Annotated in this window: 25 protein-coding genes; 23 read left to right on the top strand and 2 right to left on the bottom strand. The window is 51.6% G+C overall.

The window, feature by feature from the left end:
- Positions 1–57: 57 nt before the first annotated feature.
- Positions 58–504 carry a ferric iron uptake transcriptional regulator gene (gene fur, locus H8K47_RS07215; RefSeq protein WP_186880736.1) on the bottom strand — a complete coding sequence of 149 codons (447 nt, stop codon included), beginning with the start codon at positions 502–504 and terminating at the stop codon, positions 58–60.
- Positions 505–586: 82 nt separating this feature from the next.
- Here fur and H8K47_RS07210 point away from each other — a divergent pair, with 82 nt between their 5' ends.
- The 16 genes from H8K47_RS07210 (at position 587) to H8K47_RS07135 (ending at position 17,492) form a co-directional block, all read left to right on the top strand.
- Positions 587–1,141: an outer membrane protein assembly factor BamE gene (locus tag H8K47_RS07210; RefSeq protein ID WP_230410165.1), complete on the top strand. Its 555-nt coding sequence runs from the start codon at positions 587–589 to the stop codon at positions 1,139–1,141.
- Positions 1,142–1,241: 100 nt separating this feature from the next.
- A complete protein-coding gene (gene dapB, locus H8K47_RS07205; RefSeq protein ID WP_186880734.1) occupies positions 1,242–2,048 on the top strand; it encodes a 4-hydroxy-tetrahydrodipicolinate reductase in 807 nt (268 codons plus the stop codon).
- A 51-nt stretch (positions 2,049–2,099) separates the two neighbouring features.
- Entirely contained in the window at positions 2,100–2,771 is a 672-nt protein-coding gene (locus tag H8K47_RS07200; RefSeq protein ID WP_230410164.1) for a MotA/TolQ/ExbB proton channel family protein, read from the top strand.
- Complete coding sequence (locus tag H8K47_RS07195; RefSeq protein ID WP_186880733.1) at positions 2,768–3,211, top strand: ExbD/TolR family protein; 444 nt, start codon at positions 2,768–2,770, stop codon at positions 3,209–3,211. Before H8K47_RS07200 ends, H8K47_RS07195 begins: the two co-directional genes overlap by 4 nt.
- Positions 3,212–3,359: 148 nt before the next feature.
- The gene (gene leuS, locus H8K47_RS07190) at positions 3,360–5,996 is read left to right on the top strand and encodes a leucine--tRNA ligase (protein ID WP_186880732.1); all 2,637 of its coding nucleotides are present in this window, start codon (positions 3,360–3,362) and stop codon (positions 5,994–5,996) included.
- Positions 5,997–6,113: 117 nt separating this feature from the next.
- On the top strand, positions 6,114–6,599 hold the full coding sequence (locus H8K47_RS07185) for an LPS-assembly lipoprotein LptE (protein WP_222612745.1): 486 nt from the start codon (positions 6,114–6,116) through the stop codon (positions 6,597–6,599).
- A gap of 30 nt (positions 6,600–6,629) precedes the next feature.
- Positions 6,630–7,649 carry a DNA polymerase III subunit delta gene (holA, locus tag H8K47_RS07180; RefSeq protein ID WP_186880730.1) on the top strand — a complete coding sequence of 340 codons (1,020 nt, stop codon included), beginning with the start codon at positions 6,630–6,632 and terminating at the stop codon, positions 7,647–7,649.
- Positions 7,650–7,773: 124 nt separating this feature from the next.
- Positions 7,774–9,042: a glutamate-5-semialdehyde dehydrogenase gene (locus H8K47_RS07175; protein ID WP_186880729.1), complete on the top strand. Its 1,269-nt coding sequence runs from the start codon at positions 7,774–7,776 to the stop codon at positions 9,040–9,042.
- A 39-nt stretch (positions 9,043–9,081) separates the two neighbouring features.
- Complete coding sequence (locus H8K47_RS07170) at positions 9,082–9,504, top strand: CopD family protein (RefSeq protein WP_186880728.1); 423 nt, start codon at positions 9,082–9,084, stop codon at positions 9,502–9,504.
- 132 nt (positions 9,505–9,636) lie between these two features.
- Complete coding sequence (locus tag H8K47_RS07165; protein ID WP_408057840.1) at positions 9,637–10,848, top strand: THUMP domain-containing class I SAM-dependent RNA methyltransferase; 1,212 nt, start codon at positions 9,637–9,639, stop codon at positions 10,846–10,848.
- A 155-nt stretch (positions 10,849–11,003) separates the two neighbouring features.
- Entirely contained in the window at positions 11,004–12,482 is a 1,479-nt protein-coding gene (locus H8K47_RS07160; protein ID WP_186880727.1) for an NAD-dependent succinate-semialdehyde dehydrogenase, read from the top strand.
- A gap of 70 nt (positions 12,483–12,552) precedes the next feature.
- On the top strand, positions 12,553–13,755 hold the full coding sequence (locus tag H8K47_RS07155; RefSeq protein WP_186880726.1) for a multidrug effflux MFS transporter: 1,203 nt from the start codon (positions 12,553–12,555) through the stop codon (positions 13,753–13,755).
- Positions 13,756–14,135: 380 nt separating this feature from the next.
- Positions 14,136–15,152 (top strand): porin, encoded by a 1,017-nt coding sequence (locus H8K47_RS07150; RefSeq protein ID WP_186880725.1) that lies wholly within the window; start codon positions 14,136–14,138, stop codon positions 15,150–15,152.
- A 148-nt stretch (positions 15,153–15,300) separates the two neighbouring features.
- Positions 15,301–15,735, top strand: a complete 435-nt coding sequence (locus tag H8K47_RS07145) for a hypothetical protein (protein ID WP_186880724.1) — start codon at positions 15,301–15,303, stop codon at positions 15,733–15,735.
- Between the two features lie 21 nt (positions 15,736–15,756).
- On the top strand, positions 15,757–16,722 hold the full coding sequence (locus H8K47_RS07140) for a homoserine kinase (protein ID WP_186880723.1): 966 nt from the start codon (positions 15,757–15,759) through the stop codon (positions 16,720–16,722).
- Between the two features lie 5 nt (positions 16,723–16,727).
- Positions 16,728–17,492 (top strand): BPSS1780 family membrane protein, encoded by a 765-nt coding sequence (locus H8K47_RS07135; protein WP_186880722.1) that lies wholly within the window; start codon positions 16,728–16,730, stop codon positions 17,490–17,492.
- Here H8K47_RS07135 and H8K47_RS07130 read toward each other — a convergent pair.
- Positions 17,483–17,938 carry an OsmC family protein gene (locus tag H8K47_RS07130; protein WP_186880721.1) on the bottom strand — a complete coding sequence of 152 codons (456 nt, stop codon included), beginning with the start codon at positions 17,936–17,938 and terminating at the stop codon, positions 17,483–17,485. The two genes, H8K47_RS07135 and H8K47_RS07130, sit on opposite strands and share 10 nt — an antisense overlap.
- A 453-nt stretch (positions 17,939–18,391) precedes the next feature.
- Between H8K47_RS07130 and rplM the strand changes: the two genes are divergently transcribed.
- The 7 genes from rplM to H8K47_RS07095 all read left to right on the top strand — a co-directional run bounded on the left by rplM (position 18,392) and on the right by H8K47_RS07095 (position 23,722).
- Positions 18,392–18,820 (top strand): 50S ribosomal protein L13, encoded by a 429-nt coding sequence (gene rplM, locus H8K47_RS07125; RefSeq protein ID WP_162020409.1) that lies wholly within the window; start codon positions 18,392–18,394, stop codon positions 18,818–18,820.
- A gap of 9 nt (positions 18,821–18,829) precedes the next feature.
- Entirely contained in the window at positions 18,830–19,222 is a 393-nt protein-coding gene (rpsI, locus tag H8K47_RS07120) for a 30S ribosomal protein S9 (RefSeq protein ID WP_162020410.1), read from the top strand.
- Positions 19,223–19,362: 140 nt separating this feature from the next.
- Positions 19,363–20,400, top strand: a complete 1,038-nt coding sequence (gene argC, locus H8K47_RS07115; RefSeq protein WP_186880720.1) for an N-acetyl-gamma-glutamyl-phosphate reductase — start codon at positions 19,363–19,365, stop codon at positions 20,398–20,400.
- Between the two features lie 2 nt (positions 20,401–20,402).
- Positions 20,403–21,134 (top strand): DUF6776 family protein, encoded by a 732-nt coding sequence (locus H8K47_RS07110; protein WP_186880719.1) that lies wholly within the window; start codon positions 20,403–20,405, stop codon positions 21,132–21,134.
- A gap of 69 nt (positions 21,135–21,203) precedes the next feature.
- A complete protein-coding gene (locus H8K47_RS07105) occupies positions 21,204–21,593 on the top strand; it encodes a bactofilin family protein (protein WP_186880718.1) in 390 nt (129 codons plus the stop codon).
- A gap of 50 nt (positions 21,594–21,643) precedes the next feature.
- Positions 21,644–21,994, top strand: coding sequence for an iron-sulfur cluster insertion protein ErpA (gene erpA / locus H8K47_RS07100; RefSeq protein WP_162020414.1), 351 nt, complete (start codon positions 21,644–21,646; stop codon positions 21,992–21,994).
- Between the two features lie 240 nt (positions 21,995–22,234).
- The gene (locus H8K47_RS07095) at positions 22,235–23,722 is read left to right on the top strand and encodes an FAD-linked oxidase C-terminal domain-containing protein (protein ID WP_186880872.1); all 1,488 of its coding nucleotides are present in this window, start codon (positions 22,235–22,237) and stop codon (positions 23,720–23,722) included.
- The last annotated feature ends 25 nt before the right edge of the window (positions 23,723–23,747 follow it).

Below are 23,747 nucleotides of genomic sequence, written 5' to 3'. Positions count from 1 at the left end.
AAGCTACTGAAGGGTGTAAATTCGGCTACTTTGCAATTTGTTTTGATCGCTAATCAGTTAATTTTCCTTACTTTCTTTGTCTTTGTGCTCACATTTTTCTTTGGTGCAGTTTCCGTAAATCGCGAGCGCATGTTCAGCAATTTTGAAGCCGCGATCCAGTGCAATCGCATGTTGTTGCTTTTCAATTTGCTCATCATAAAACTCTTCTACGCGTCCGCAATCCAGACAGACCAGATGGTCGTGGTGTGAGCCTTCATTGAGCTCAAAAATTGCTTTGCCCGTCTCAAAATGATTGCGATGCAATAAACCAGCCTGCTCAAATTGCGTCAGTACCCGATACACGGTCGCCAGGCCCACATCCATATTTTCGTTCAGCAAAATTTTATAGACGTCTTCTGCCGTCAGATGGCGTACTTTGCTGTTTTGAAAAATTTCCAGAATTTTCAGACGGGGTAAAGTCGCTTTCAAGCCGCTGGCTTTCAGGTTTGAGGTGCTGTTTGTCATGTTTTCATTCAAAAGAGTGCTATCTGCTTTATGATATCGGGTTTTAGGGCATGTTGCTCGATTACTGAGGTTACCTATGCGAATGTTGTTTTCAGAATCCATCCCAGTCAACGCTGGCCGGTTCGCAGCGATATTATTGCTGACAGCCTTAAGCGCTTGTGCATCCAAGACGCCTTTGCTGGCGGATGATGCAAATAAAGCAGATCCTGCAGCGACCACCACTTCTGGCACTCAGGTGTACGCGCCTACCGGTGCTAAAAAGTTTTTGGGTTATATCTCGCCATATCGCGTTACCGTACAGCAAGGTAACTTCGTTTCACAGGAAATGATGTCTCAAATCAAAGAGGGCATGAATCGTGAGCAGGTGCGAACAGTGCTCGGTACGGCCTTGCTGACCGATATGTTTCATGAAGACCGCTGGGATTATCCTTTCAACCTGACCAAGCCAAATGGTGAGCGGGTGGTAAGCCGTGTCACGATCCATTTTAAGAATAATCTGGTGTCGAAATTTGAAGGCGGCAATCTGCCAAATGAGAAAGAATATCTGGCCCGTATTACCGAGTCTGCACTCACCGGTAATCGCGTCGAATCAGTGACCGATCTGGACGGTACACCTAAGAAAAAAGATAAAAAATAAGTACCCGGCAGCAACAATGCTGCGCCGTATCGGGTAGTTGGGATGACGTCGACATTGTCGCGTCATCCGCAAGAATGACAGCATGACTGAAGAAGAAATTATGAGCGAAATTAAAGTTGCAGTGGCCGGTGCCTCCGGTCGTATGGGAAAAATGCTGGTTGAAGCGATCACCGATGCGGGCGATATGCAACTCGCAGGTGCGCTGGATGTCGCTGCTTCCCCTGCGTTGGGGACGGATGCTGGCTTATCCTTAGGTAAGCCGTCCGGCGTGCTGATTTCCAGTGACTTTGCGGAAGGCTTGAAAGATGCGGCTTTCCTGATCGACTTCACCCGCCCTGAAGGCACGCTCCAGCATCTGGAATACTGCGCAGCACATGGTATCAAGATGGTCATTGGTACGACCGGTTTTGATGAAGCGGGTAAAGCAGCGATTGCTGAGGCAGCCAAGAAGACCGCCATCGTGTTCGCTCCGAATATGAGTGTGGGTGTGAATGTCACTCTGAAATTGTTGGAAATGGCGGCTAAGAGTTTTTCCCATGGCTACGATATCGAAATCGTCGAAGCGCATCACCGCCACAAGGTCGATGCACCTTCTGGTACAGCATTGAAAATGGGCGAAGTTATCGCTGATACCTTGGGCCGCGACCTCAATGAAGTCGGCGTGTTTGCACGCGAAGGCGTCACCGGCGAACGCGATCCATCCTCGATTGGCTTTGCGACTATCCGTGGTGGCGATATCGTGGGTGACCATACCGTGCTGTTTGCGGGTATTGGTGAAAGAGTGGAAATTTCCCATAAGTCCTCCAGCCGTGTGACGTATGCCCATGGCAGCTTGCGTGCGGTACGCTTCCTGCAAGATAAGCAGACTGGCTTATTCGATATGTATGATGTGCTGGGTTTGCGTTAACTCCCCGGCCTGAGTTGAAACCCTGAGGCGTTTTCGGACTGAAAGCAAAGAATGATGAGTCAGACTATTGCGCAATACTGGCAACAGGCAGACAGTTTTGCCCAGGCACTGGCGCTGCTGCTGTTGCTGATGTCTTTAATCAGCTGGACCATCATACTGGCGAAGGCCTGGCAACTTGGCAGTTTATCGCGCAGTGCCGGCAGTCTGGCGGCATTCTGGGCCGCCCCTGACCTGCAGGCCGGCTGTCAGTTGCTGCAAGTGGCGGGGCGCCGCTCTCCATACCTGTTTCTGGCCTCAGCATTGCCGTCTTTGCTGGACCATCCTGTGCAACATCTGGGCCGGCCTGCGCCACTCAGTGATCGCCTGATCGCCGCTTTGCGTCAAGCCTTGCAGGCACAAACCCGGGTGCTGGAGTCCGGTCTCACAGTCTTAGCCTCAATCGCGTCCAGTGCGCCATTTGTCGGCTTACTGGGTACCGTATGGGGCATCCATCAAGCAATGTTAAAAATCGCTGACAGCGGTGCAGTGCAAATTGATCAACTGGCCGGTCCGGTCGGAGAAACTTTGATCATGACGGCATTTGGCTTAGTCGTTGCGATTCCTGCCTTACTGGCCTATAACGCGCTGGGACGCCAGATCAGGCTGCATCTGGCACAACTCGATGGCTTTGCCCATGACTTACATGCGCATTTCAGTGCGACTCAGCCTGCGAGCCCGGCATGAGCATAGGACGTTTCAGTCAAACCGGCTCATCGGCCCAGGAAAATAACTCTGCGCTGGCAGACATCAATGTGACACCCATGGTCGACGTGATGCTGGTCTTGTTGGTCATTTTCATCATGGCAGCGCCGCTGATGCTGCCTGCGATTCAACTGGAATTACCCGCCACCCAGGCCCGTCCGGCACCGGCGCCCGCAGTGACAGTGCAAATCGCGATTGCGGCTGACCAAAGCCTGTACTGGGGCGGCAGCCGGATTTCGGCTGAAGAATTGCCCGTGCGCCTGCAGACCCAGGCCAGACAGTCACCGCAAACCGTAATCAGCCTGCAGGCGGATAAGGCCACCCCCTATGAACAATTGGCAAAAGTCATGGCGGCAGCCCAGGCTGCAGGCCTGAATCAGATCAGTTTTGTGACTGACAGCGTCCAGCCTGCCTGGCCCTGAGTCTCTCAATCCGTCAGACAGTTAGCGTAGATTTCCGCGTACAGTTCAGCTGATACGCTGGCGGGCAGGCGCAATTTTGCGTCAGTCGCGACCGAAGCAGTTATAATCAAAGGTTCTGTTTATTTCCGCACCTACTTCCGGCCACGCCATGCAAGAAAAATACATCCCATCCGACGTCGAACAAGCGGCGCAAACTCATTGGAAAAACACGAATGCCTACCAGGCGGTGGAGAATGATCCACGTTTCCCCAAGGGGAAATACTATGCCTGTTCTATGCTGCCTTACCCTTCCGGCAAGCTGCATATGGGCCATGTGCGTAATTACACCATCAATGACATGCTGGCACGCCAGCTGCGCATGAAGGGCTATAACGTACTGATGCCTATGGGTTGGGATGCGTTTGGTCTGCCAGCGGAAAATGCAGCGATCGCCTATAAAAAATCGCCGGCCGAGTGGACTTACGCCAATATCGAAGACATGAAATCCCAGATGCAACCACTGGGTCTGGCTTTCGACTGGAGCCGTGAAGTCGCTACCTGTGATCCGCAATACTATCGCTGGAACCAGTGGCTGTTCCTGAAAATGCTGGAAAAAGGCATCGCTTACAAAAAGACTCAGGTGGTGAACTGGGACCCGATTGATCAGACAGTATTGGCCAATGAACAGGTGATTGATGGCCGCGGCTGGCGCTCTGGCGCTTTGGTGGAAAAGCGTGAAATTCCAGGTTACTACTTCGGTATTACTCAATACGCCGATGAATTATTGAATAGCATCGATACGCTGGATGGCTGGCCGGAACAAGTGCGCACTATGCAGCGTAACTGGATAGGCAAGAGCGAAGGCGTACGTTTCGCATTCACGCATACTATTCGCGATGCGGACGGTGCCTTGGTACAAGACGGCAAAATGTTTGTGTTCACCACCCGTCCAGACACCATCATGGGCGTGACTTTCTGCGCAGTGGCCGCTGAGCATCCGCTTGCTACGCTGGCGGCAAAAAACAATCCTGCACTGGCCAGCTTCATCGAAGAATGCAAAGCAGGCGGCACCACCGAAGCGGAAATGGCGACCAAGGAAAAAGAAGGTCTGCCTACCGGTTTGTTCGTCACGCATCCACTGACTGGTCAGCAGGTTGAAGTCTGGGTCGGGAACTACGTCTTGATGACTTACGGTGACGGCGCAGTGATGGGCGTACCGGCACATGATGAACGCGATTTTGCGTTTGCTAAAAAATACCAGATCGCGATTCAGCAAGTGGTACAGGTCGCAGGCGAAGAGTTTACGACCGATGCCTGGGCCGAATGGTATGGCGATAAGCAAAAAGGTCTGACCGTTAATTCCGGTAAGTACGATGGCCTGAGCTATAAGGCTGCTGTGGACGCAGTCGCCGCTGACCTGGCAGCCAAAGGTCTGGGCGAAAAGAAAACTACCTGGCGTTTGCGCGACTGGGGTATCTCCCGTCAGCGTTACTGGGGTACGCCTATCCCTATCATCCATTGCGACAGCTGTGGTGATGTACCGGTTCCTTACCAGGATTTGCCAGTGGTATTGCCGACGGATTGTATTCCTGACGGTTCCGGCAATCCGCTCAAAACCCGTACCGATTTCCTGCATGTCGATTGCCCAAAATGTGGCAAACCGGCGCAGCGCGAAACCGACACCATGGATACTTTTGTCGATTCCAGCTGGTACTTCATGCGCTATACCTGCCCGGATGCGACCGACATGGTAGATGCACGCAATGACTACTGGATGGCGATGGATCAGTACATCGGTGGCGTAGAGCATGCTGTACTGCATTTGCTGTATGCGCGCTTCTGGACTAAGGCCATGCGTGATCTGGGTCTGGTCAGCATCGATGAACCATTTAAAAATCTGTTCACGCAGGGCATGCTGCTCAATGAGTCCTTCTATCGTGAAGAGGCGAATGGTAAGAAGACCTGGTTCTACCCGAACGAAATCGAAGTGCAGCACGATGACAAAGGTCGTCCAGTTGCCGCCATCCTGAAGAGCGATGGTCAGCCGGTACAGATGGGTGGCATAGAAAAAATGTCCAAGTCTAAGAACAATGTGGTCGAGCCTAAGGACATCATTTCTCAGTTCGGTGCCGATACAGCACGTCTGTTCACCATGTTTGCCGGTCCACCAGATCAAAGTGCAGCCTGGAGCAACAGCGGTGTTGAAGGCGCGTCGCGTTATCTGCGTCGTCTGTGGGCCTCAGCACTGAAGCTGTCGGATACGATAGCCGCCGGTGCCGTGGCTGCGACCAGCGCGCCAGCCTTTGCCGCCGATGTGAAGGTGTTGCGACGCGAAGTCCATCTGACCCTGAAGCAGATCGATGCTGACTATGACCGTCTGCAATACAACACGGTTGTTTCCGGCGCGATGAAGTTACTCAATACGATAGAGTCGTTCAAATCGGAAGCGGAAGGCTATCAGTTCGCATTGCGTGAAGCCTTCGGCATTTTGCTGCGTGCCTTGTATCCGGTATGCCCACATATCACGCACGCTTTGTGGCAGGAGCTTGGTCTGGCGGCGGAACATGGCGAACTCATCGATGCACCGTGGCCGACCGTGGATGAAGCCGCGCTGGTACAGGATGAAATCGAGCTGGTGGTTCAGGTCAACGGCAAACTGCGCGGCAGTATCAAGGTCGCTAAGGACGCCGATAAAGCAACGATAGAAGCGACTGCGCTGGCTTCGGAAGCAGTACAACGCTTCCTGGAAGGCGCACCGAAGAAAATCATCGTGGTCCCTGGCAAACTGGTCAATATCGTTGCCTGAGGCACGAGCCTGAACGCCAATCAAGCTGCGGTCTTCAGATGTTGACCGCAGCAGTTTATCTAGCTTATGTTGTTTATTTCCGGAGTGCGTCACATGCGAATTAGTCTGAGTTCAGTCATGAAAAAACTGCTGCTGTTGCAGCTGGTTTTTATCCTGAGCGCATGTGGCTTCGCCTTGCGCGGCCCTGTCAGTTTTCCGTTTTCCAGTCTGTATATTGCCTTGCCTGATGCCTCGCCTTTAGGTGGCGAACTGAAGCGCCAGATTCGTGCCAATGGAAAAACAGAGATACTGAGTTCACCGGAAAAGGCCCAGGTGATACTGGAAGTGATGGGCGAAAGCAGGGAAAAGCAAATCCTGTCGCTCAATAGCCAGGGCCGGGTGCGTGAATACAATTTGCTGTACACCTTCAGCTTCCGTCTGCGCAGTCCGGATGGGCGCGAATATCTGGCTCCGGTCAGCATGCAGTTCAAGCGTACGGTGACGTTTAATGAATCGCAGGTGCTGGCGAAAGAGGCTGAAGATGCCTTGTTGTACCGCGATATGCAGTCCGATCTGGTACAGCAGATCATGCGCCGTTTGTCGGTCGTGAAATTAGATCAGTAAGCGCTTCTCAGTGTAGGTTACGGAAAATTTATGCAGTTACGCTACGACGCCCTCGAACCGCATTTAGCCAAATCACTGGCGCCGCTCTACGTGGTAACCAGTGACGAGCATCTGCTGGCGCTGGAAGCTGCAGACAAAATCCGGCGCGCGGCAAAGGCTCAAGGTTTTTATGAGCGTGAAATTCTGAGTGTGGAGCGTAGTTTCAAGTGGGGTGCTTTGCTTGCCGCAAACCAGTCGCAATCCCTGTTCGGAGATAAAAAACTCATCGATTTGCGTATTCCTTCCGGTAAGCCTGGCAAGGATGGCGCTCAGGCTTTGCAAGAGTATGTGGCCAATCTGTCCCCCGATAATCTGACGCTGATCACGTTACCCAAACTGGACTGGGCCAGTCAGAAAGCAGCGTGGGTGACCAGTCTGCAGCAGGCGGCTGTCTATATCGACATACCGCTGGTGGAGCGCCCCCATTTGCCGGGCTGGATACAGCAAAGGCTGGGACAGCAACAGCAGAGCGCAGACCGCCAGAGTCTGGACTTTATTGCAGACCGGGTTGAGGGCAATCTGCTCGCAGCACATCAGGAAATCCAAAAGCTGGGTTTACTGCATCCGCCGGGCAAGCTGAGTTTTGAGCAAATCCACGATGCGGTTTTAAACGTGGCACGCTATGATGTGTTCAAACTCAATGAAGCCATGCTGACTGGCGATGTGGCAAGACTGGTCAGAATGCTCAATGGGCTCAAAGGTGAAGGCGAAGCTTTACCACTGGTGTTATGGGCTATGGCGGAAGAAATCCGCACTCTGCTGAAGCTGAAAACCGGCATGAGTCAGGGGCGTCCTCTGTCAGCTCTATTAAAAGAATTCAGGATCTGGGGACCAAGGGAAAAACTCATGGACCCGGCTCTGCGTCGTGTCACTCTGCAGACCTTGCAGATTGCGCTACAGGAAGCATCACAAGTCGATAAGATGGTGAAGGGTCTGCGCAGTAAGGTATTTGCAGGTGATGCCTGGGATGCGCTACTACAATTAGGACTCAGAGTCGCGCGCGCAGCGTGAAGCTGAACCGGCCACGTTGTAGCGGTCAGAGCGCCTCGCGTCGGGTCTGAGTCTTCATGATTAACCAATTCGGGTGCGCAGGCATCCGTCAATTCCGGGAGAGCGTAGCAGGCTCTCAACAACTATGAGCGATATCAAGCAATATATGAATGGGCTGGGCCAGCGGGCACGTGTTGCATCACGCGCCATGGCCAAGGCCGATAGTGCATCAAAAAATCAGGCATTGAAACTGATCGCTGCAGCGATACGGCGTGACGCTGCTATTTTGCGTGCTGCCAATGAGCAGGATCTGGCTGCTGCGCGCGCCAATGGTATGGATGCAGCGATGCTGGATCGCCTGACTTTATCTGATCAGGCCATTACGACGATGGCAACCGGACTCGAACAAATGATCGCCTTGCCTGATCCGGTCGGTGAAATCTCTGACATGAAATTCCGCCCCAGCGGTATTCAGGTCGGCAAAATGCGCGTGCCACTCGGGGTGATCGGCATCATTTATGAAGCCCGTCCGAATGTCACGGTGGATGCGGCCGGCCTGTGCATTAAAAGTGGCAATGCGACCATATTGCGCGGCGGTTCAGAGGCAATACATTGCAACCGCGCACTCGCAAGTCTGGTCATGGAAGGTTTATCCGGCGCCGGTTTGCCGTCCGATGCGGTGCAAATTGTGGAGACCACGGATCGTGCAGCGGTCGGTGAACTAATCACCATGCCGCAATATGTCGACGTGATCGTGCCGCGTGGCGGCAAAAGCCTGATCGCACGCCTGATGCAGGAAGCGACCGTACCGATGATTAAGCATCTGGATGGGAACTGCCACGTGTATATCGATGATAAGGCTGATCAGCAGAAAGCACTGGATGTCGCATTCAACGCGAAATGTCATCGCTACGGCACCTGCAACACCATGGAAACCCTGCTGGTGGCAGAGGGCATCGCAGCGCAGATACTGCCTGCATTGGCGCAGCGCTACCAGACCAAACAGGTGGAACTACGCTGCGATGCGGCTTCCGCGGCCATGTTGGCTGATTACCCTTATCTGGTACGGGCTAGCGAAGAAGATTGGAGTACCGAATATCTGGCTCCGGTGCTGGCAGTGAAAGTGGTGCCTGAACTGGATGCAGCGATTGCCCATATCAATCACTATTCGTCAAAACACACAGAGGCGATCGTGACTGAAGACTATAGCCGTGCCATGCGCTTTTTGCGCGAAGTGGATTCGGCTTCTGTGATGGTGAATGCATCGACCCGTTTCGCCGATGGGTTTGAATATGGTTTAGGAGCGGAAATCGGTATTTCCAATGATAAGCTGCATGCGCGTGGGCCAGTTGGACTGGAAGGCCTGACTTCGCTCAAGTACATCGTGTTTGGTCATGGTGAAGTGCGTCAGTAAAAGCGGTTCTCAGTCTGCCCTCATTTTTTGAAAGTCAGTATGCTCTGGATTAAAGCTTTTCATCTACTGTTTGTGATCTCCTGGTTTGCCGGGCTGTTTTATCTGCCACGTATCCTGGTCAATCTCGCCATGGAAAATGATGCGACGAGTACTGAGCGTTTGGTACTGATGGCACGTAAGCTCTACCGTTTCATGACCATACTCGCAGTTCCGGCGCTGGCCTTGGGTCTGTATCTGTGGCTGGTGATAGGCATAGGGCGCGGTCCCGGCAATGGCTGGATGCATGCCAAACTCTTGTGTGTCGTGCTGCTGCTGGGTTACCACCATGCCTGCGGCAGCTTGCTGAAAAAATTTGAACAGGGCAAAAACACGCGCAGCCACGTCTGGTTCCGCTGGTTTAACGAAGTACCTGTACTGTTGTTGTTAGCTGTATTAATTCTGGTGGTGGTGAAGCCATTCTGAACGGTGTCTGATCCTGAGCGTGCTATTAACGGATAGTGTGCTTAGCACAGACCATCACCTTCTCTTGGCGCTTATTTTTGCTTTTATTTTTGCGCTTGTACTTGTGTTTATTTAACGGATAAAAGGTTCCCCATGACACGTTACTCTTATTTTTGTCCATGCCCGCGCGGCATGGAAATCGCGCTGGCTGAAGAGCTGGCTGAAATCGCGGCGATGGATAAAACCATGGCTGTCCACAATCAGGTGCCGGGCGGCGTGCATTGCTCCGGTAGCTTGCAGGATGGCTGGCGTATCAACCTGCATTCACGCATTGCTTCGCGCGTATTGATGCGCATGGGCCACTCCAGCTACGCCAACGAAAATGATATTTATGATCTGGTGCTGGAACAGCCATGGGAAGACTGGTTTGGTTATCACCACACCATACGGGTGGATGTGACTGCGGTGAAATCGCCACTCAAGAGTCTGGAATTCACGACGCTAAAAATCAAGGATGCGATCTGCGACCGTTTTCGTGATCAGTTCACCCAGCGTCCATCGGTCAATACCCGCAATCCGGATATGCGCATCGTCGGTTTTCTGGATGCGAGAAATTTCACGATTTATCTGGACTTGTCTGGCGAGCCCTTATTCAAACGCGGCTGGCGTTTGGAAACAGGTGATGCACCTTTGCGTGAAAATCTGGCGGCGGGTTTGCTGCGTACCGCAGGCTGGAAACCAGGCACACCGCTGTTCGATCCTATGTGCGGCTCGGGCACTATCCTGATCGAAGCAGCGCAAATTTTGGCTGGTATACCGCCAGGCCTGAAGCGCGAATTCGCGTTCGAAAAATTCCATCAGTTTGATCAGGATGCCTGGAACGCGATCAAGGCGCAGGCTAAGCCGCATCCTTTACCGGCTGAGCCAACTTTGTTCGGTAGTGATATTTCTGGCGATATGGTCGTGATGACGCGTAATAACCTGAATAAAGCCGGTATTCGCTTTGAGGTGCCGCTCAAGCAGATCGAGGCGCAGGAAATCAAAGCGCCGACGACGCAACCCGGCATACTGCTGACGAATCCGCCGTACGGTGAGCGTATCGGTGTGCGCGGTGACAGTAACCTGGAATCGGATGAACTGGCCAGGGAGTTTTTCAGCGCGTTCAGCGCGACGCTGAAGCAGCGCTTTGCTGGCTGGAGCGTGTTCTTGTTTACCGCCGATCTGAGTGTACCTAAGCTGCTGCGTCTGAAAGAAGCACGTAAAACGCCGTTTTTCAATGGTGCGCTGGAATGCCGCTTGTTCCGCTTCGATATGGTGGCAGGCTTCAACCGCCGTGAAGAGGCTAAGCCTAAAGCACAGGATTGAATGCTAAAGGTTTGATTTAGCAATCGCATTAAGAAAACAGCCGGCTCTCTGCAGAACTGGCTGTTTTGCTTTAGGCTCTCGGCTTTACGCTGATATTTTGGATAGTGAGATGAGTCAGGCTCATCAACCATGTCAACAATAAGAAAGGGATCAAGATGCAGCACGCAACACAAACTTTAGCTTTGCAAGACCCTGCATTATTGAGGGAGTCCGCCTATATCAATGGCCTATGGCACGACAGTGCAGATCGCTTCGACGTGATGAATCCATCCAATGGCAGCTTGCTGGCACGGGTTAGCAATCTGAATAGCGACGACGCAGAGAACGCGATTCAGGCAGCGCAGGCAGCGTTTGGATCTTGGTCGGCCAAGACCGGTAAGGAACGCGCGCAACTGATGCGGCGCTGGTTCGATCTGATGAACCTGCATGCTGATGATCTGGCGCGCATCATGACAGCGGAGCAGGGCAAACCCCTGGCCGAAGCCAAGGGCGAGGTGGTCTATGGTGCCAGTTTTATAGAGTGGTTTGCTGAAGAAGCGAAACGGGTGGCGGGTGATGTGCTGAGTACGACTGCGGCAGACAAGCGCATGCTGGTCTTACGCCAGCCCATAGGCGTATGCGCGGCCATCACACCCTGGAATTTCCCGATTGCGATGATTACCCGCAAAGTTGCTCCGGCCATTGCGGCTGGCTGCACTATCGTGATTAAGCCTGCTGAACAGACCCCTTTATCCGCATTGGCATTGGCGGAGCTGGCGCATAGGGCGGGCATACCGGCTGGGGTGGTCAATGTATTGACTGCAGACGGCGCACGTTCTGTCGACATCGGTAAGCATTTGTGCAATAGCACCGTAGTCCGGCATTTGTCGTTCACAGGGTCGACGCCGGTTGGCCGCATCCTGATGCAGCAATCTGCGCCTACGATTAAAAAACTGGCGCTGGAACTCGGTGGCCATGCGCCTTTCATCGTCTTCGAGGATGCGGATCTGGAGGCTGCAGTCGAGGGGGCATTGCAATCAAAGTATCGCAATGCGGGGCAGACTTGCGTCTGCACGAATCGCTTTTATGTGCATCGTTCGCTGTATCAGGAATTCGTCGCAAAGCTGGTGGCAGGCGCGCGCAAAATTCAGGTCGGTGACGGCTTGACGGCTGGCGTGCAACAGGGGCCGATGATCGATGCGCAGGCGATTGCTAAAGTACAGGAGCATGTCAGCGATGCCCTCAGCAAAGGCGCGCAACTGTGTACAGGCGGACAGCAGCATGCAGCCGGTGCCTTATTTTTCGAACCCACGGTATTGGCAGATGTCACAGACGACATGCTAGTCATGCAAGAAGAAACCTTCGGGCCAGTCGCTGCGGTGATGGCGTTTGATACCGAAGAACAGGTGATCGCTGCCGCCAATGCGACGGATTTCGGTCTGGCTTCTTATTTCTATTCACGGGATATTGCACGCGTGTGGCGGGTGGCGGAAAAACTCGAATACGGCATGGTCGGTATTAACACAGGTCTCATGTCTAACGAGGTAGCGCCGTTCGGTGGCGTGAAGCAGTCGGGCCTGGGACGCGAAGGTTCTCGTTACGGGATGGATGAATATTTGGAAATGAAATACCTGTGTATGGGCCAGATGCAATAGTGCTCATCACTTGAGCCTGCCTGGCACAACACGTAGGCTCAGACCTTTTAAGTTAAAAAAGAAAGACTTTATGCGTTCCTCGACGCCTTTGAACAGCACTGCGCTGGCCTGCATTCTGGCTGCGCTGGCGATGCTCGGCCCGTTTGCTATTGATACCTATTTACCTGCATTTCCGGCTATTCAGCAAAGTTTGCAGGCACATGCGCTGGAAGTGCAGCAGACGCTGACGGCTTATATGCTGTCGTTCGCGGTAATGACTTTGTGGCATGGTGCCTTATCGGACTCCTTCGGTCGCCGCAATGTCATCCTGATTGCCTTATCGGTATTTGCTGTCGCCAGTTTTGGTTGCGCTTCAGCACACAGTATTCATTATTTATGGGGATTCAGGATACTCCAGGGCGTGTCCGCCGGTGCAGGTATGGTGGTTGGTCGCGCGATTATCCGGGATTTATATGAAGGCCCGGAGGCTGAGAAATTATTGTCACTCGTGACCATGATTTTTTCGATCGCGCCCGCTATTGCACCCATTCTGGGTGGTTGGTTAGTGGGAATTTGGGGGTGGCGCGCAATATTTTTGTTGTTATTTGGCTACACTGTTGTGCTGTGGATTGCATGTTATCGCTGGCTGCCAGAATCTTTAACAATTGATAAGAGGCAAGCTTTTAGTGCGGATTTTTTGTGGACCAGTTACCGCCAGGTGTTTCGTTCACGATTGTTTTATTTAAAAGCCGGTACCATCGCCTTTAATTTTGCGGGTTTGTTTCTGTATATTTCTGCAGCGCCCGCATTCATTACTCAACACCTGAAATTGGGGGCTGACCAGTTTGGCTGGCAATTTGTACCTACCGTCGGCGGTATCTTTCTGGGCGCGCTGGCTGCCAATCGTATGGCTGGTAAATTAAGGGTCTGGACTCAGGTGAATGCTGGCTTTTGCTTTTTAATCGGTGCAGCATGCCTTAACGTCGCTTATCATGCGGCGTTTCCTCCTCAGGTTTTCTGGTCAGTATTACCCTTGTTTTTTTATGCATTTGGCATGTCGCTGGTGGCGCCGGGTGCGACTTTACTCGTGCTGGATCTGTTTCCGGATATTCGTGGGGTGGTGGCGTCCTGTCAGTCTGCCAGTGTGACTTTTATCAGTGCACTCATTGCGGGTCTGGTTGCACCGGCGCTTGATCATGCCGTTGTATCACTGGCTTTAGGGCAGCTCGTCTGTTGTTTAATTGCCGCAGGATTATGGTACTCGAGCAGGCATTTTTCGCGTTCCCAGATGTAAACCAAACAAGGGATTGCCGCGTTAACCAGCTGCTAAAAAACAATCTTTTGGCAGGGTCTTGAAATCTAGGTGATTTCCCTTATATGCATGGTGCTGTGCAGCATCTGCAAAAATTGCCTATAATGTGGCCTTAAGTCGTGAATAGATGCTAATTTGTTGTGAACTTATCGGTGTCTGTCATGTCTTTATATTGCGACGCTTTGTAGTGCCTTGTTGTGAATTTGTTCGATTTCATCAAAGCGTCATTTTGTGCAGGTAAGGTGTCGCTTGTCATTGAATCAATCTTGGTTCAAGGCTGTAAAGAACCTGCAATCTGTTTTTTGCTGTGCCTGGCTCTTTGGTGTCAGCAAAAATTAACATTCATTTTTGGATACTAGACAATGAAAAAATCTTTCCTCGCGCTCGCTCTGATGGGTGCTTTCTCTGGTGCGGCTTTCGCTCAATCTTCCGTAACTATTTACGGTGTTGCTGATATCGGCGTTCAAGGCGTTAGCGCTGGTGCTGGTAAAAAAGCATTGGTAACTAGCGGCCAACAAGGCGGTTCCCGTCTGGGCTTCAAAGGTACTGAAGATCTGGGTGGCGGTCTGAAAGCTAACTTCGTTCTGGAACAAGGCGTTAAGTTGGATGACGGTTCTTCTGACCAAGGTGGCCGTACATTCGGTCGTACAACTCTGGTTGGTCTGTCTGGCGATTTCGGTTCTGTGAACCTGGGTCGTGACAAGACTACAACTCTGAAATTCTTCGACAGCTACGATCCGTTCGGCTCCGCGCTGGTTAACAACGGTAACGGCACACGTGCTCTGTATTTCGTAGCTGGCAAAACAGCACAAGATACAAATGGCCGCGTTAGCAATGCGATTTTCTACAACACGCCAGATCTGAGTGGTTTCAAAGCAGCTGTATCTTACGGCGCTGGTGAAGCAGCTGGCGACAACTCTGCTAACCGTTCCGTTGGCCTGACAGCAAACTACAAAGTTGACGCTTTGGAAGTTGGCTACAACTATGCAAAAGACAATGTTGTTGGCAATGCTATTTCTGCTAACACAGTTGCTGCTGCCTACGATTTCGGCGTAGCTAAGCCAGTCGTTCTGTTCCAAAAACAGAAAAATGACCAAGGTCTGGATCGTAAGATCTACACTGTGGCTGTTAGCGCACCTGTAACTGCAACTGGTAAAGTATTGGCTGGTTTCACTAAAGTGTCTGACTCTGCAGTAGCTAAAGACGTTAAACAGTTCTCCCTGGGCTATGTCCACGGTCTGTCCAAGCGTACTGACCTGTATGCTGCATATGCATATGCTAAACAAGATGCTAAAGCTGACCTGGTTAGCTCAGCATTCGGTGGCGTTGCTGGTTCTAAAGTTCACGAACTGACAGCTGGCGTTCAACACCGCTTCTAATCTTTGCGGGCTTAGCCTGTATTGATAGAAAAAGAGCAGCTCAGGCTGCTCTTTTTTATTGGATTTCAAGTAAATGCTTAGCGTACGCAGGCATGGAGTCCTGCTGTTTGTTACAATGAAAGAATTCTGGCTTCACCGAAAGATCATCATGAATAAATCCCTCTCATCCGTCATCGCCGTGATTTTTTCTGCCCAGCTTGCTATCCCTGCGCTTGCGCAGACGCCAGCTAAAGCAGAGGTGCCACCACCGCCGAAAATGGAAAAACTGGAAGAGGGGCCAACTGAAAAGAGTTTGTCGGTCGGTAAACCTGAGCAAAAAAATAAAGTTGTTGAAAAAAAGAATAATGCAGGCAAAGTCACTGAAGTCGAAGTGAAGTCTGGAAAAAGCAGTTACACGCTGAAAGCGGACCCTCAGGCGGGGAATGCCCAGCCTGGTACTGTGCAGGGGCAAGGCAATCGCGCTGCGCAATGGAAACTCCTGGAGTTTGGTGGAAAAAAAGAAGTAAAAGAAGCGCCTGAACCCTTACCTGTGTTACCGCCAGCGCCAGTCAAAGCAGCTCCTGCCAGCGCAGTAGCGAAATAATATCGTTGATAAGAAAAAATAATGGCAGTTTTTACCCCCGTTTCTCTGCAAGATCTGAGTTCTTGGATAGATCAGTTCCCATTAGGTAAAGTCAGTGCGGTGAAGGGTATCTCTTCAGGCATAGAAAACAGTAATTTCTTTATCACCACTGAAGCGGGTGAATATGTACTGACCATTTTCGAGAATCTGAATTTCGAGCAATTGCCGTTCTACCTGAAGCTGATGCGTCACCTGGCGGATCATGGGGTGCTGGTGCCTGCACCCGTCGCCAATCGTGACGGAGAACTGGTCGTCCCCCTGCATGGTAAGCCAGCTGCGATCGTCAGTAAGCTGGAGGGGAGTTCACAAATGCAGCCCCAGGCTGTACATTGCGCTGCCGTGGGTCAAATGCTGGCGAAAATGCATTTAGCTGGCAACAGCTTCCCCTTATTTCAAAAAAATCTGCGTGCCTCGGATTGGTGGCATTTGACCGTACCTAAAGTGCTGCCATTCATTAGCGACGACTTGCAACACTTATTGCGTGCAGAAATCCATTTTCAGGATGCGTTTGAGGCCAGTGCCGTATATAAAGCCTTGCCACGCGGACCTGTGCATGCCGATTTGTTTCGTAACAATGTGATGTTTTCAGGTGAGCAGCTCACCGGGTTTTTTGATTTTTATTTTGCTGGTTGCGATACTTGGCTGTTCGATGTGGCGGTGACGGTCAATGACTGGTGTATCGATGTAGCGACAGGTGTTCTGGACAGCTCGCGCGTCGTTGCCATGCTGAATGCCTATCATGCAGTTCGTCCGTTCAGTCGCGAAGAAAGCAGTGCATGGCAACCGTTGTTGCGCGCTGCGGCTTTACGTTTCTGGCTCTCCCGTTTGTACGATTACTATCAGCCACGTGATGCAGAAATGCTTACGCCGCATGATCCTGCGCATTTTGAGCGTATCTTGCGCTTGCGTGAATCTCAGTCTGTTCCACCTCTACCTGTCACACAATGAATGCGATGCCTGCCTTGACCGGATGGTCTTGGGTAAAGCGCGGCTTTGCCTATTTCAAACAACAGCCAGCTGAGATGCTGAGCCTGTTTTTTGCCTATATGTTTTGTTTGCTGCTGGCAGGGATTATTCCCTTGCTCGGCGCAGTGCTGCCATTTTTGCTGATGCCGGTTTTTTCTATGGGTTTCATGCAGGCTTGTCAGGATATTGATTTGAAGAAAAAAGTGACACTGCCGGTCTTGTTTAGCGGTTTCCGTGCCAGGCGTTGGCTGACGCTGTTGAATCTGGGTGTCCTGTTTTTGTTAGCAATGACGATAGCGGTAGCGGCGTCTAAGCTCGTTGGCAATGCAGAATTATTCACCGTATTGACTAGTAGTGAGCCGCCAGATCCGAAAGAGGTGGACGCCGGCAATTTGCTACAAGGTTTGCTGGTGATGGGTCTGGTGTTTTTGCCTGCATTAATGGCGTTTTGGTATGCCGGCCCATTAATTTTGTGGCGGAAAATGTCGATTGCTAAGGCCTTATTTTTCAGTTTTGTCTCTGTAAAGAGAGCCTGGCGCGTTTTTCTGGTGTATTGCCTGAGCTGGATGCTACTGGCTGGCCTGTTGCCTGCATTGATACTGGAGGTGCTGGTTGCGATTGCCGGACAGGAAGCGATGTTGTTGCTGTTTATGCTTCCTGTGCTTTCTGTGCTGACCACAATACGCTATTGCTCGTTTTATCCAAGCTACACCGATGTGTTCGGTGTACCGGATGTGGAAACTCAGGACTGAACTTCGTGCTCTGAAGGCAATTCGCTGTCTTCAATAATTTCGAAGCTGTGCGTCATGCTGGCCGTTTTTTCCAGCATGATGGATGCCGAGCAATATTTTTCATGCGATAGTTTGATTGCACGCTCTACAGTCGCAGGCTTCAGATTGCGGCCACGCACCACGAAGTGAAAATTAATTTTCGTAAACACCTTCGGTTCGGTGTCTGCGCGTTCAGCACTCAATTTAAGGTCGCAACCACGCACGTCTTGCTTACTCTTCCTTAAAATCAACACTACATCATAAGCGGTGCATCCACCCGTTCCCAGTAACAGCATCTCCATAGGGCGCGGCGCCAGATTGCGGCCGCCTCCCTCTGGTGCACCGTCCATCAATACAGCATGACCCGAGCCTGTTTCTGCTAAAAAAGACATACCGGATGTTCCTGTCCAGCGTACTGTTGCTTCCATATTCTTTCCTTCTTGTTGAGTGACTTGCATCAAAGTGTAGCCCAGAGCGGGCAGGGCTTACAATCCAGGGTCGTGAGTCCGGCTGCACCCCTTGTATTTAGAGGGAATCTTCGCATAAATCCCAGAATTTTTCTTGCACTGCACAATTTCTTCGCCTATTATTGACTCATCGGTTAGTTATTCATTTTGAGCAGCTAACCACGCTTTGTCTCCTCCACCTACTCCTTTGGTGGATTCCACCCGAAGCCTGGTCTTCGGGTATTTTTTTGCCTTTCAGCATGGTGTAGGCAAAAATATCTGCCTAAATTTTAAACATTTCTTGCCTTAAGTCTTTGAAAGGCTTTATAATTTTCGATTCTCGATTTGCCCACGCGAGAAATGAACAAGGGAGAGTCTGCCGGAACAAAGGCAGAACCACCGCAACAGGGCGCATTTAACTATTTAGGATTCAACATGAAAACCTTTTCCGCTAAGGGCCATGAGGTTCAGCGCGACTGGTTCGTGATTGACGCGACAGATAAAGTACTCGGACGTGTTGCCAGCGAAGTGGCACTCCGTTTGCGCGGCAAACATAAACCAGAATTTACACCACACGTAGACACAGGCGATTTTATCGTTGTTGTTAACGCAGCTAAACTGCGCGTGACTGGTACTAAAGCTCTGAACAAAACATACTACCGTCACACTGGTTACCCAGGCGGTATCTATGAAACAAACTTCACGAAAATGCAACAGCGTTTTCCAGGTCGTGCACTCGAGAAAGCTGTTAAAGGCATGTTGCCTAAAGGCCCACTCGGCTATGCAATGATCAAGAAGCTGAAAGTATATGCAGATGCAACACATCCGCACGCTGCTCAGCAACCACAAGTACTCGACATCTAAGGATTAGCCATGATCGGTAATTACAACTACGGTACTGGCCGTCGCAAGAGCGCAGTTGCTCGTGTATTCCTGAAATCTGGCAGCGGCAAGATCGTTGTCAACGGCAAACCAGCGAGCGAATACTTCTCTCGTGAAACTGGCCTGATGGTTATCCGTCAACCACTGGAACTGACTAATAATCTCGAAACTTTCGACATTATGGTTAACGTTCACGGCGGCGGCGAATCCGGCCAATCCGGTGCAGTTCGTCACGGTATCACTCGTGCGCTGATCGACTACGATGCAACTTTGAAATCTGAATTGTCCAAAGCTGGCTTCGTTACTCGTGACGCTCGTGAAGTTGAACGTAAAAAAGTTGGTCTGCGCAAAGCACGTCGCGCAAAACAATTCTCCAAGCGTTAATTTTTTATCGCTGGAAACAAAAAGCCGCCTGTTTGGGCGGCTTTTTGCTTTTACAGAGTTCAGTCTCGCACAGCAATATCAACGTTGCCCACGTCGGATCTGCTGTTAAAATAACGGAAAATTTCTTGCAAGGAACGTCCATGATTAAAGTTGGTATTGTCGGCGGCACTGGATATACGGGTGTCGAGTTATTACGTATTTTGTCCACCCATCCCGAAGTCGAGCTGACCGCGATCACATCGCGCAAAGAGGATGGCTTGCCGGTCGCCGATATGTATCCATCGCTGCGTGGCAAAGTGGGCATCGCATTTTCTTCCCCGGATAAAGCCAAACTGACCGACTGTGACGTGGTTTTCTTTGCTACACCACACGGTGTGGCCATGGCGCAGGCGCCTGAATTGCTGGCTGCCGGAGTCAAGGTCATCGATCTGGCGGCGGATTTCCGTTTACAGGATGTGGCGCAGTTTGAGAAATGGTATGGCATTCCGCATACCTGCCAGGATGTATTGAAAGAAGCCGTGTACGGTTTGCCAGAGCTGAATCGTGACGCGATCAAAACTGCGCGTGTGATCGGCAATCCTGGTTGTTATCCAACCACGATGCAGCTGGGCTTTGCGCCTTTGCTCAAAGCCGGAGTGATTGATGCGGGCAGCCTGATTGCCGATTGCAAGTCCGGTGTGTCGGGCGCCGGTCGCAAGGCGGAAATCGGCATCCTGTTCTCAGAAGCCAGCGATACCTTCAAAGCCTACGGCGTATCAGGACATCGTCACACGCCGGAAACGACTGAGCAGTTGCAGCGTCTGACCGCGGAACCGGTCGAGCTCTTATTCACGCCGCATCTTGTACCCATGATACGTGGCATGCACTCAACTTTGTATGCAAAACTGAAGACGGATATCAGCAATGAAGCCTTGCAGGCCTTGTTTGAAGACGCCTATAAAGATGAAGAATTTGTCGATGTAATGCCATTTGGCTCACATCCTGAAACTCGCTCCACACGTGCGTCGAATATGTTGCGTCTGGCTTTGCATCGCCCTGGCAATGGCAAAACCCTGGTGATCTTGGTGGTACAGGATAATTTGGTTAAAGGTGCCTCCGGTCAGGCCGTACAGTGTATGAATCTGATGTTTGGCCTGGCTGAAAACACAGGTTTGCAACACGTTCCGGTCATGCCATAAGCATGGCCAAGCGTCCGTTGCGTCATCATCCGCTGCTATCAGCAAAACTGACGGTACGCCAGGAGCAATCCTGGCATGCCAGGATTGCTTTGCTCGCATTGGTGACCGTGCTTGTGCTGGCCTTGCTCTATGTCGCTTTTGTCATGGGTAAGCGCAGCGTCAGTGCAGTGGGGCCGGGTGGCATCAGCGTTTTGCAGTTGCAGGAGCAGATTACCGAGCTCAGCAATGAACGCGATCAGTTGCGCCAGCAAACCAATACCATCGACAGTAAGCTCAATATTGATCGCTCTATGCAAAAAGAGCTGATGGATCAGGTCAAGACGCTGACGGCCGATAATCAAAAGCTGAAAGATGATCTGGCTTTTTTTGAAAGCTTTATGCAGGCAGGTACCGGGCCGGATGGCGTGGCTGTACAAAACCTGAAGGCCGAGTTGGTGGCGCCGGGCCAATTGCGTTATCGCGCCTTGTTGGTGCAGGGCGTGAAAAAAAGCAGCGAATTTTCCGGTGAAATGCAATTGACCCTGAATTTGGTACAGGCCGGTAAACCTGTTACGATGCTGTTCCCTGATCCTAAATCCGGCGATGCTGCTAAGCTTAAATTATCGTTTAAGCACTATCAGCGTATGGAAGGTGTCATACCGTTGCCTGAAGATGTAACGGTCAAATCGGTTCAGGTGAGAGTGCTGGAGCACGGACAGCAGCGTGCTCAACAGACGATCAATTTAAGCACTTGAATCAGCAACTGGTCTGACCGCTTGTTCAGTGCGCAGGCGCTGCTTAGATATCCTGAAGAGGGAATGCACATGTTTAATCGCAAAGCAAAAAATACCATAGACAGCCTGATAGGCTCGACCACACGTATTGCCGGGGATCTGCATTTCAAAGGTGGTCTTCGTATCGATGGACATATCAGCGGCAATGTAATCGCTGAGCCGGATGCAGCCAGCATGCTGATCATTTCTGAACAGGCGGTGATTGAGGGTGAAGTGCGTGCCTCGCATGTGGTCGTGAATGGTGTTATTAACGGGCCGGTGTTTTCCAGTGATTTGCTGGAGTTGCAACCTAAGGCCCGTATTTCCGGTGATGTACATTACAAGACACTGGAAATGATGAGCGGCGCGCTGGTGTCCGGTAAGCTCACGCATGACGTGATACAGGAGCCGGTACTTAAGCTGGCGGCATCCGCTGCATAGATCTGCACTCAGGTCTATAATGGCATAATCTTAGATACAAGGAGCAAGAAATGAACGCCGTTGCAGAAATGCCAGCACCAATTATTTTTACCGACAGCGCTGCTGCCAAAGTAGCGCAACTGATCGAAGAAGAAGGCAATCCTGACCTGAAACTGCGTGTATTCGTACAAGGCGGTGGTTGTTCCGGCTTCCAGTATGGCTTCACTTTCGATGAAATCACCAACGAAGACGACACCACCATGACAAAAAACGGTGTGCAGTTGCTCATCGATTCTATGAGCTACCAGTATCTGGTCGGTGCCGAAATCGACTATAAAGACGATCTCGAAGGTGCACAGTTTGTGATTAAAAATCCGAATGCATCCACCACTTGTGGTTGCGGATCTTCATTCTCCGTGTAAGCACGCTGAATGCAAAAACTGGATGCAAAAAACTAAGGACGCTGCGGCGTCCTTTTTTTATGCCTTGAAAACAATTCAGCGGCAGCCGCTGAAACTATTCATCCCAAAGCCCATAAAGCTGATTACACTGAGATCCATCTAACTCAGAGCGCTGTAACGCTTGCGTCTGCACGCGGGTGGGCTTGCAGCCTGTGCCTGAGCATGACTAATGTTGAATGCGGCAATAACAAAGAGGTGAATATGCAGCAGACAGAGCAGGGGCCTATCATCCGGCAGCGTCAGCGCGAGCTGGTGCAGGCCTTACACCAGGTCTTACCTAAGCATTCCATTCTGTACCATGAAGAAGATACGCGTCCGTATGAATGCGATGGCCTGACCGCCTACCGCCAATTGCCAATGGTGGTTTGTCTGCCTGAAGACGAGGCACAGGTACAGGCAGTGCTGCGTATTTGCTCCCGTCTGCAAATCCCGATCGTGCCACGCGGCGCAGGGACAGGCTTATCGGGCGGAGCCACGCCTATCGCTGATGGCTTGGTATTATCTACCGCTAAGTTAAACCGTATCGTGCGGATCGATGCGCTGGCGCGGACTGCACGGGTACAGCCCGGTGTGCGTAATCTGGCCATTTCTGAAGCCGTTGCCGGGCATGGCTTGTATTATGCACCTGATCCTTCGTCTCAGATCGCCTGCACCATCGGTGGCAACGTGGCGGAAAACTCGGGTGGTGTGCATTGCCTGAAATACGGATTGACGGTACACAATGTGCTACGGGTTCGTGTCGTGCTGATGGATGGTGAGGTCGTCGAGCTCGGCAGCGATGCGCTGGATGCGCCGGGTCTGGAGCTGTTATCGGTCTTCGTCGGTTCCGAGGGGATGCTGGGTATTGTGACCGAAGTGACGGTGAAACTGGTGCCGAAACCACAAGTGGCAAAAGTCATCATGGCCTCATTTAACGATGTGGTCACGGGCGGCAATGCGGTGGCGGAAGTGATTGCGGCCGGCATTATTCCGGCCGGATTGGAAATGATGGACAAGACTTCCTCGCGCATGGTGGAGCCCTTTGTTCATGCGGGTTACGACACGGATGCCGAGGCCATACTGCTGTGTGAGTCGGATGGTACAGCGGCTGAAGTGGAAGAGGAAATCGCACGCATGACTGCGGTATTGCAGCAAGCCGGTGCCAGCGCGATTGCGGTATCACAGAGCGAGGCTGAGCGTTTGCGTTTCTGGTCTGGCCGTAAAAATGCCTTTCCTGCAGCAGGCAGAATATCGCCTGATTATTACTGTATGGATGGCACGATTCCACGCAAACGGCTGGCTGAAGTGTTGACCGGGATCGCTGTGATGGAGCAGAAATATGGGCTGCGCTGTGCCAATGTGTTTCATGCCGGTGATGGCAACCTGCATCCGCTGATCATGTTTGATGCGAATCAGGAAGGCGAGTTTTTACGTGCCGAGGCTTTTGGTGCGGAAATCCTGGAATTGTGCGTTGCTGTAGGCGGCACCATCACCGGTGAACACGGTGTGGGAATAGAGAAAATTAACTCTATGTGCGTACAGTTTACACAAACCGAGTTAAACGCTTTCTTTGCCGTCAAAAAGGCATTCGATACGGCTGGCTTACTCAATCCGGATAAGGCGATTCCTACCCTGCACCGTTGCGCCGAATACGGACGTATGCACGTCAGGAATGGGCAACTGAAATTTCCGGATTTGCCGCGTTTTTAATGAAAGGCCAGTATACGCATGAGTG

The organism is Cognatundibacterium rugosum (assembly GCF_014284365.1).
In the GTDB taxonomy this organism is placed as follows: Bacteria; Pseudomonadota; Gammaproteobacteria; order Burkholderiales; family Burkholderiaceae_D; genus Undibacterium; species Undibacterium rugosum.
The sequence above is the reverse complement of the archived record's forward strand: the minus strand, read 5'-3'. Positions and strand labels throughout refer to the sequence as shown.

What these genes read in the sequence shown, in the direction of transcription:
- leuS (WP_186880732.1), top strand. Translation starts at nt 3,360, where the DNA reads ATGCAAGAAAAATACATCCCATCCGACGTCGAACAAGCGGCGCAAACT.
- H8K47_RS07160 (WP_186880727.1), top strand. Translation starts at nt 11,004, where the DNA reads ATGCAGCACGCAACACAAACTTTAGCTTTGCAAGACCCTGCATTATTG.
- H8K47_RS07150 (WP_186880725.1), top strand. Translation starts at nt 14,136, where the DNA reads ATGAAAAAATCTTTCCTCGCGCTCGCTCTGATGGGTGCTTTCTCTGGT.
- H8K47_RS07170 (WP_186880728.1), top strand. Translation starts at nt 9,082, where the DNA reads ATGCTCTGGATTAAAGCTTTTCATCTACTGTTTGTGATCTCCTGGTTT.
- H8K47_RS07110 (WP_186880719.1), top strand. Translation starts at nt 20,403, where the DNA reads ATGGCCAAGCGTCCGTTGCGTCATCATCCGCTGCTATCAGCAAAACTG.
- H8K47_RS07195 (WP_186880733.1), top strand. Translation starts at nt 2,768, where the DNA reads ATGAGCATAGGACGTTTCAGTCAAACCGGCTCATCGGCCCAGGAAAAT.
- H8K47_RS07210 (WP_230410165.1), top strand. Translation starts at nt 587, where the DNA reads ATGTTGTTTTCAGAATCCATCCCAGTCAACGCTGGCCGGTTCGCAGCG.
- H8K47_RS07095 (WP_186880872.1), top strand. Translation starts at nt 22,235, where the DNA reads ATGCAGCAGACAGAGCAGGGGCCTATCATCCGGCAGCGTCAGCGCGAG.
- argC (WP_186880720.1), top strand. Translation starts at nt 19,363, where the DNA reads ATGATTAAAGTTGGTATTGTCGGCGGCACTGGATATACGGGTGTCGAG.
- fur (WP_186880736.1), bottom strand. Translation starts at nt 504, where the DNA reads ATGACAAACAGCACCTCAAACCTGAAAGCCAGCGGCTTGAAAGCGACT.
- H8K47_RS07140 (WP_186880723.1), top strand. Translation starts at nt 15,757, where the DNA reads ATGGCAGTTTTTACCCCCGTTTCTCTGCAAGATCTGAGTTCTTGGATA.
- H8K47_RS07130 (WP_186880721.1), bottom strand. Translation starts at nt 17,938, where the DNA reads ATGGAAGCAACAGTACGCTGGACAGGAACATCCGGTATGTCTTTTTTA.
- H8K47_RS07105 (WP_186880718.1), top strand. Translation starts at nt 21,204, where the DNA reads ATGTTTAATCGCAAAGCAAAAAATACCATAGACAGCCTGATAGGCTCG.
- H8K47_RS07155 (WP_186880726.1), top strand. Translation starts at nt 12,553, where the DNA reads ATGCGTTCCTCGACGCCTTTGAACAGCACTGCGCTGGCCTGCATTCTG.
- H8K47_RS07145 (WP_186880724.1), top strand. Translation starts at nt 15,301, where the DNA reads ATGAATAAATCCCTCTCATCCGTCATCGCCGTGATTTTTTCTGCCCAG.
- rpsI (WP_162020410.1), top strand. Translation starts at nt 18,830, where the DNA reads ATGATCGGTAATTACAACTACGGTACTGGCCGTCGCAAGAGCGCAGTT.
- H8K47_RS07200 (WP_230410164.1), top strand. Translation starts at nt 2,100, where the DNA reads ATGATGAGTCAGACTATTGCGCAATACTGGCAACAGGCAGACAGTTTT.
- erpA (WP_162020414.1), top strand. Translation starts at nt 21,644, where the DNA reads ATGAACGCCGTTGCAGAAATGCCAGCACCAATTATTTTTACCGACAGC.
- holA (WP_186880730.1), top strand. Translation starts at nt 6,630, where the DNA reads ATGCAGTTACGCTACGACGCCCTCGAACCGCATTTAGCCAAATCACTG.
- H8K47_RS07165 (WP_408057840.1), top strand. Translation starts at nt 9,637, where the DNA reads ATGACACGTTACTCTTATTTTTGTCCATGCCCGCGCGGCATGGAAATC.
- H8K47_RS07135 (WP_186880722.1), top strand. Translation starts at nt 16,728, where the DNA reads ATGCCTGCCTTGACCGGATGGTCTTGGGTAAAGCGCGGCTTTGCCTAT.
- rplM (WP_162020409.1), top strand. Translation starts at nt 18,392, where the DNA reads ATGAAAACCTTTTCCGCTAAGGGCCATGAGGTTCAGCGCGACTGGTTC.
- dapB (WP_186880734.1), top strand. Translation starts at nt 1,242, where the DNA reads ATGAGCGAAATTAAAGTTGCAGTGGCCGGTGCCTCCGGTCGTATGGGA.
- H8K47_RS07175 (WP_186880729.1), top strand. Translation starts at nt 7,774, where the DNA reads ATGAGCGATATCAAGCAATATATGAATGGGCTGGGCCAGCGGGCACGT.
- H8K47_RS07185 (WP_222612745.1), top strand. Translation starts at nt 6,114, where the DNA reads ATGAAAAAACTGCTGCTGTTGCAGCTGGTTTTTATCCTGAGCGCATGT.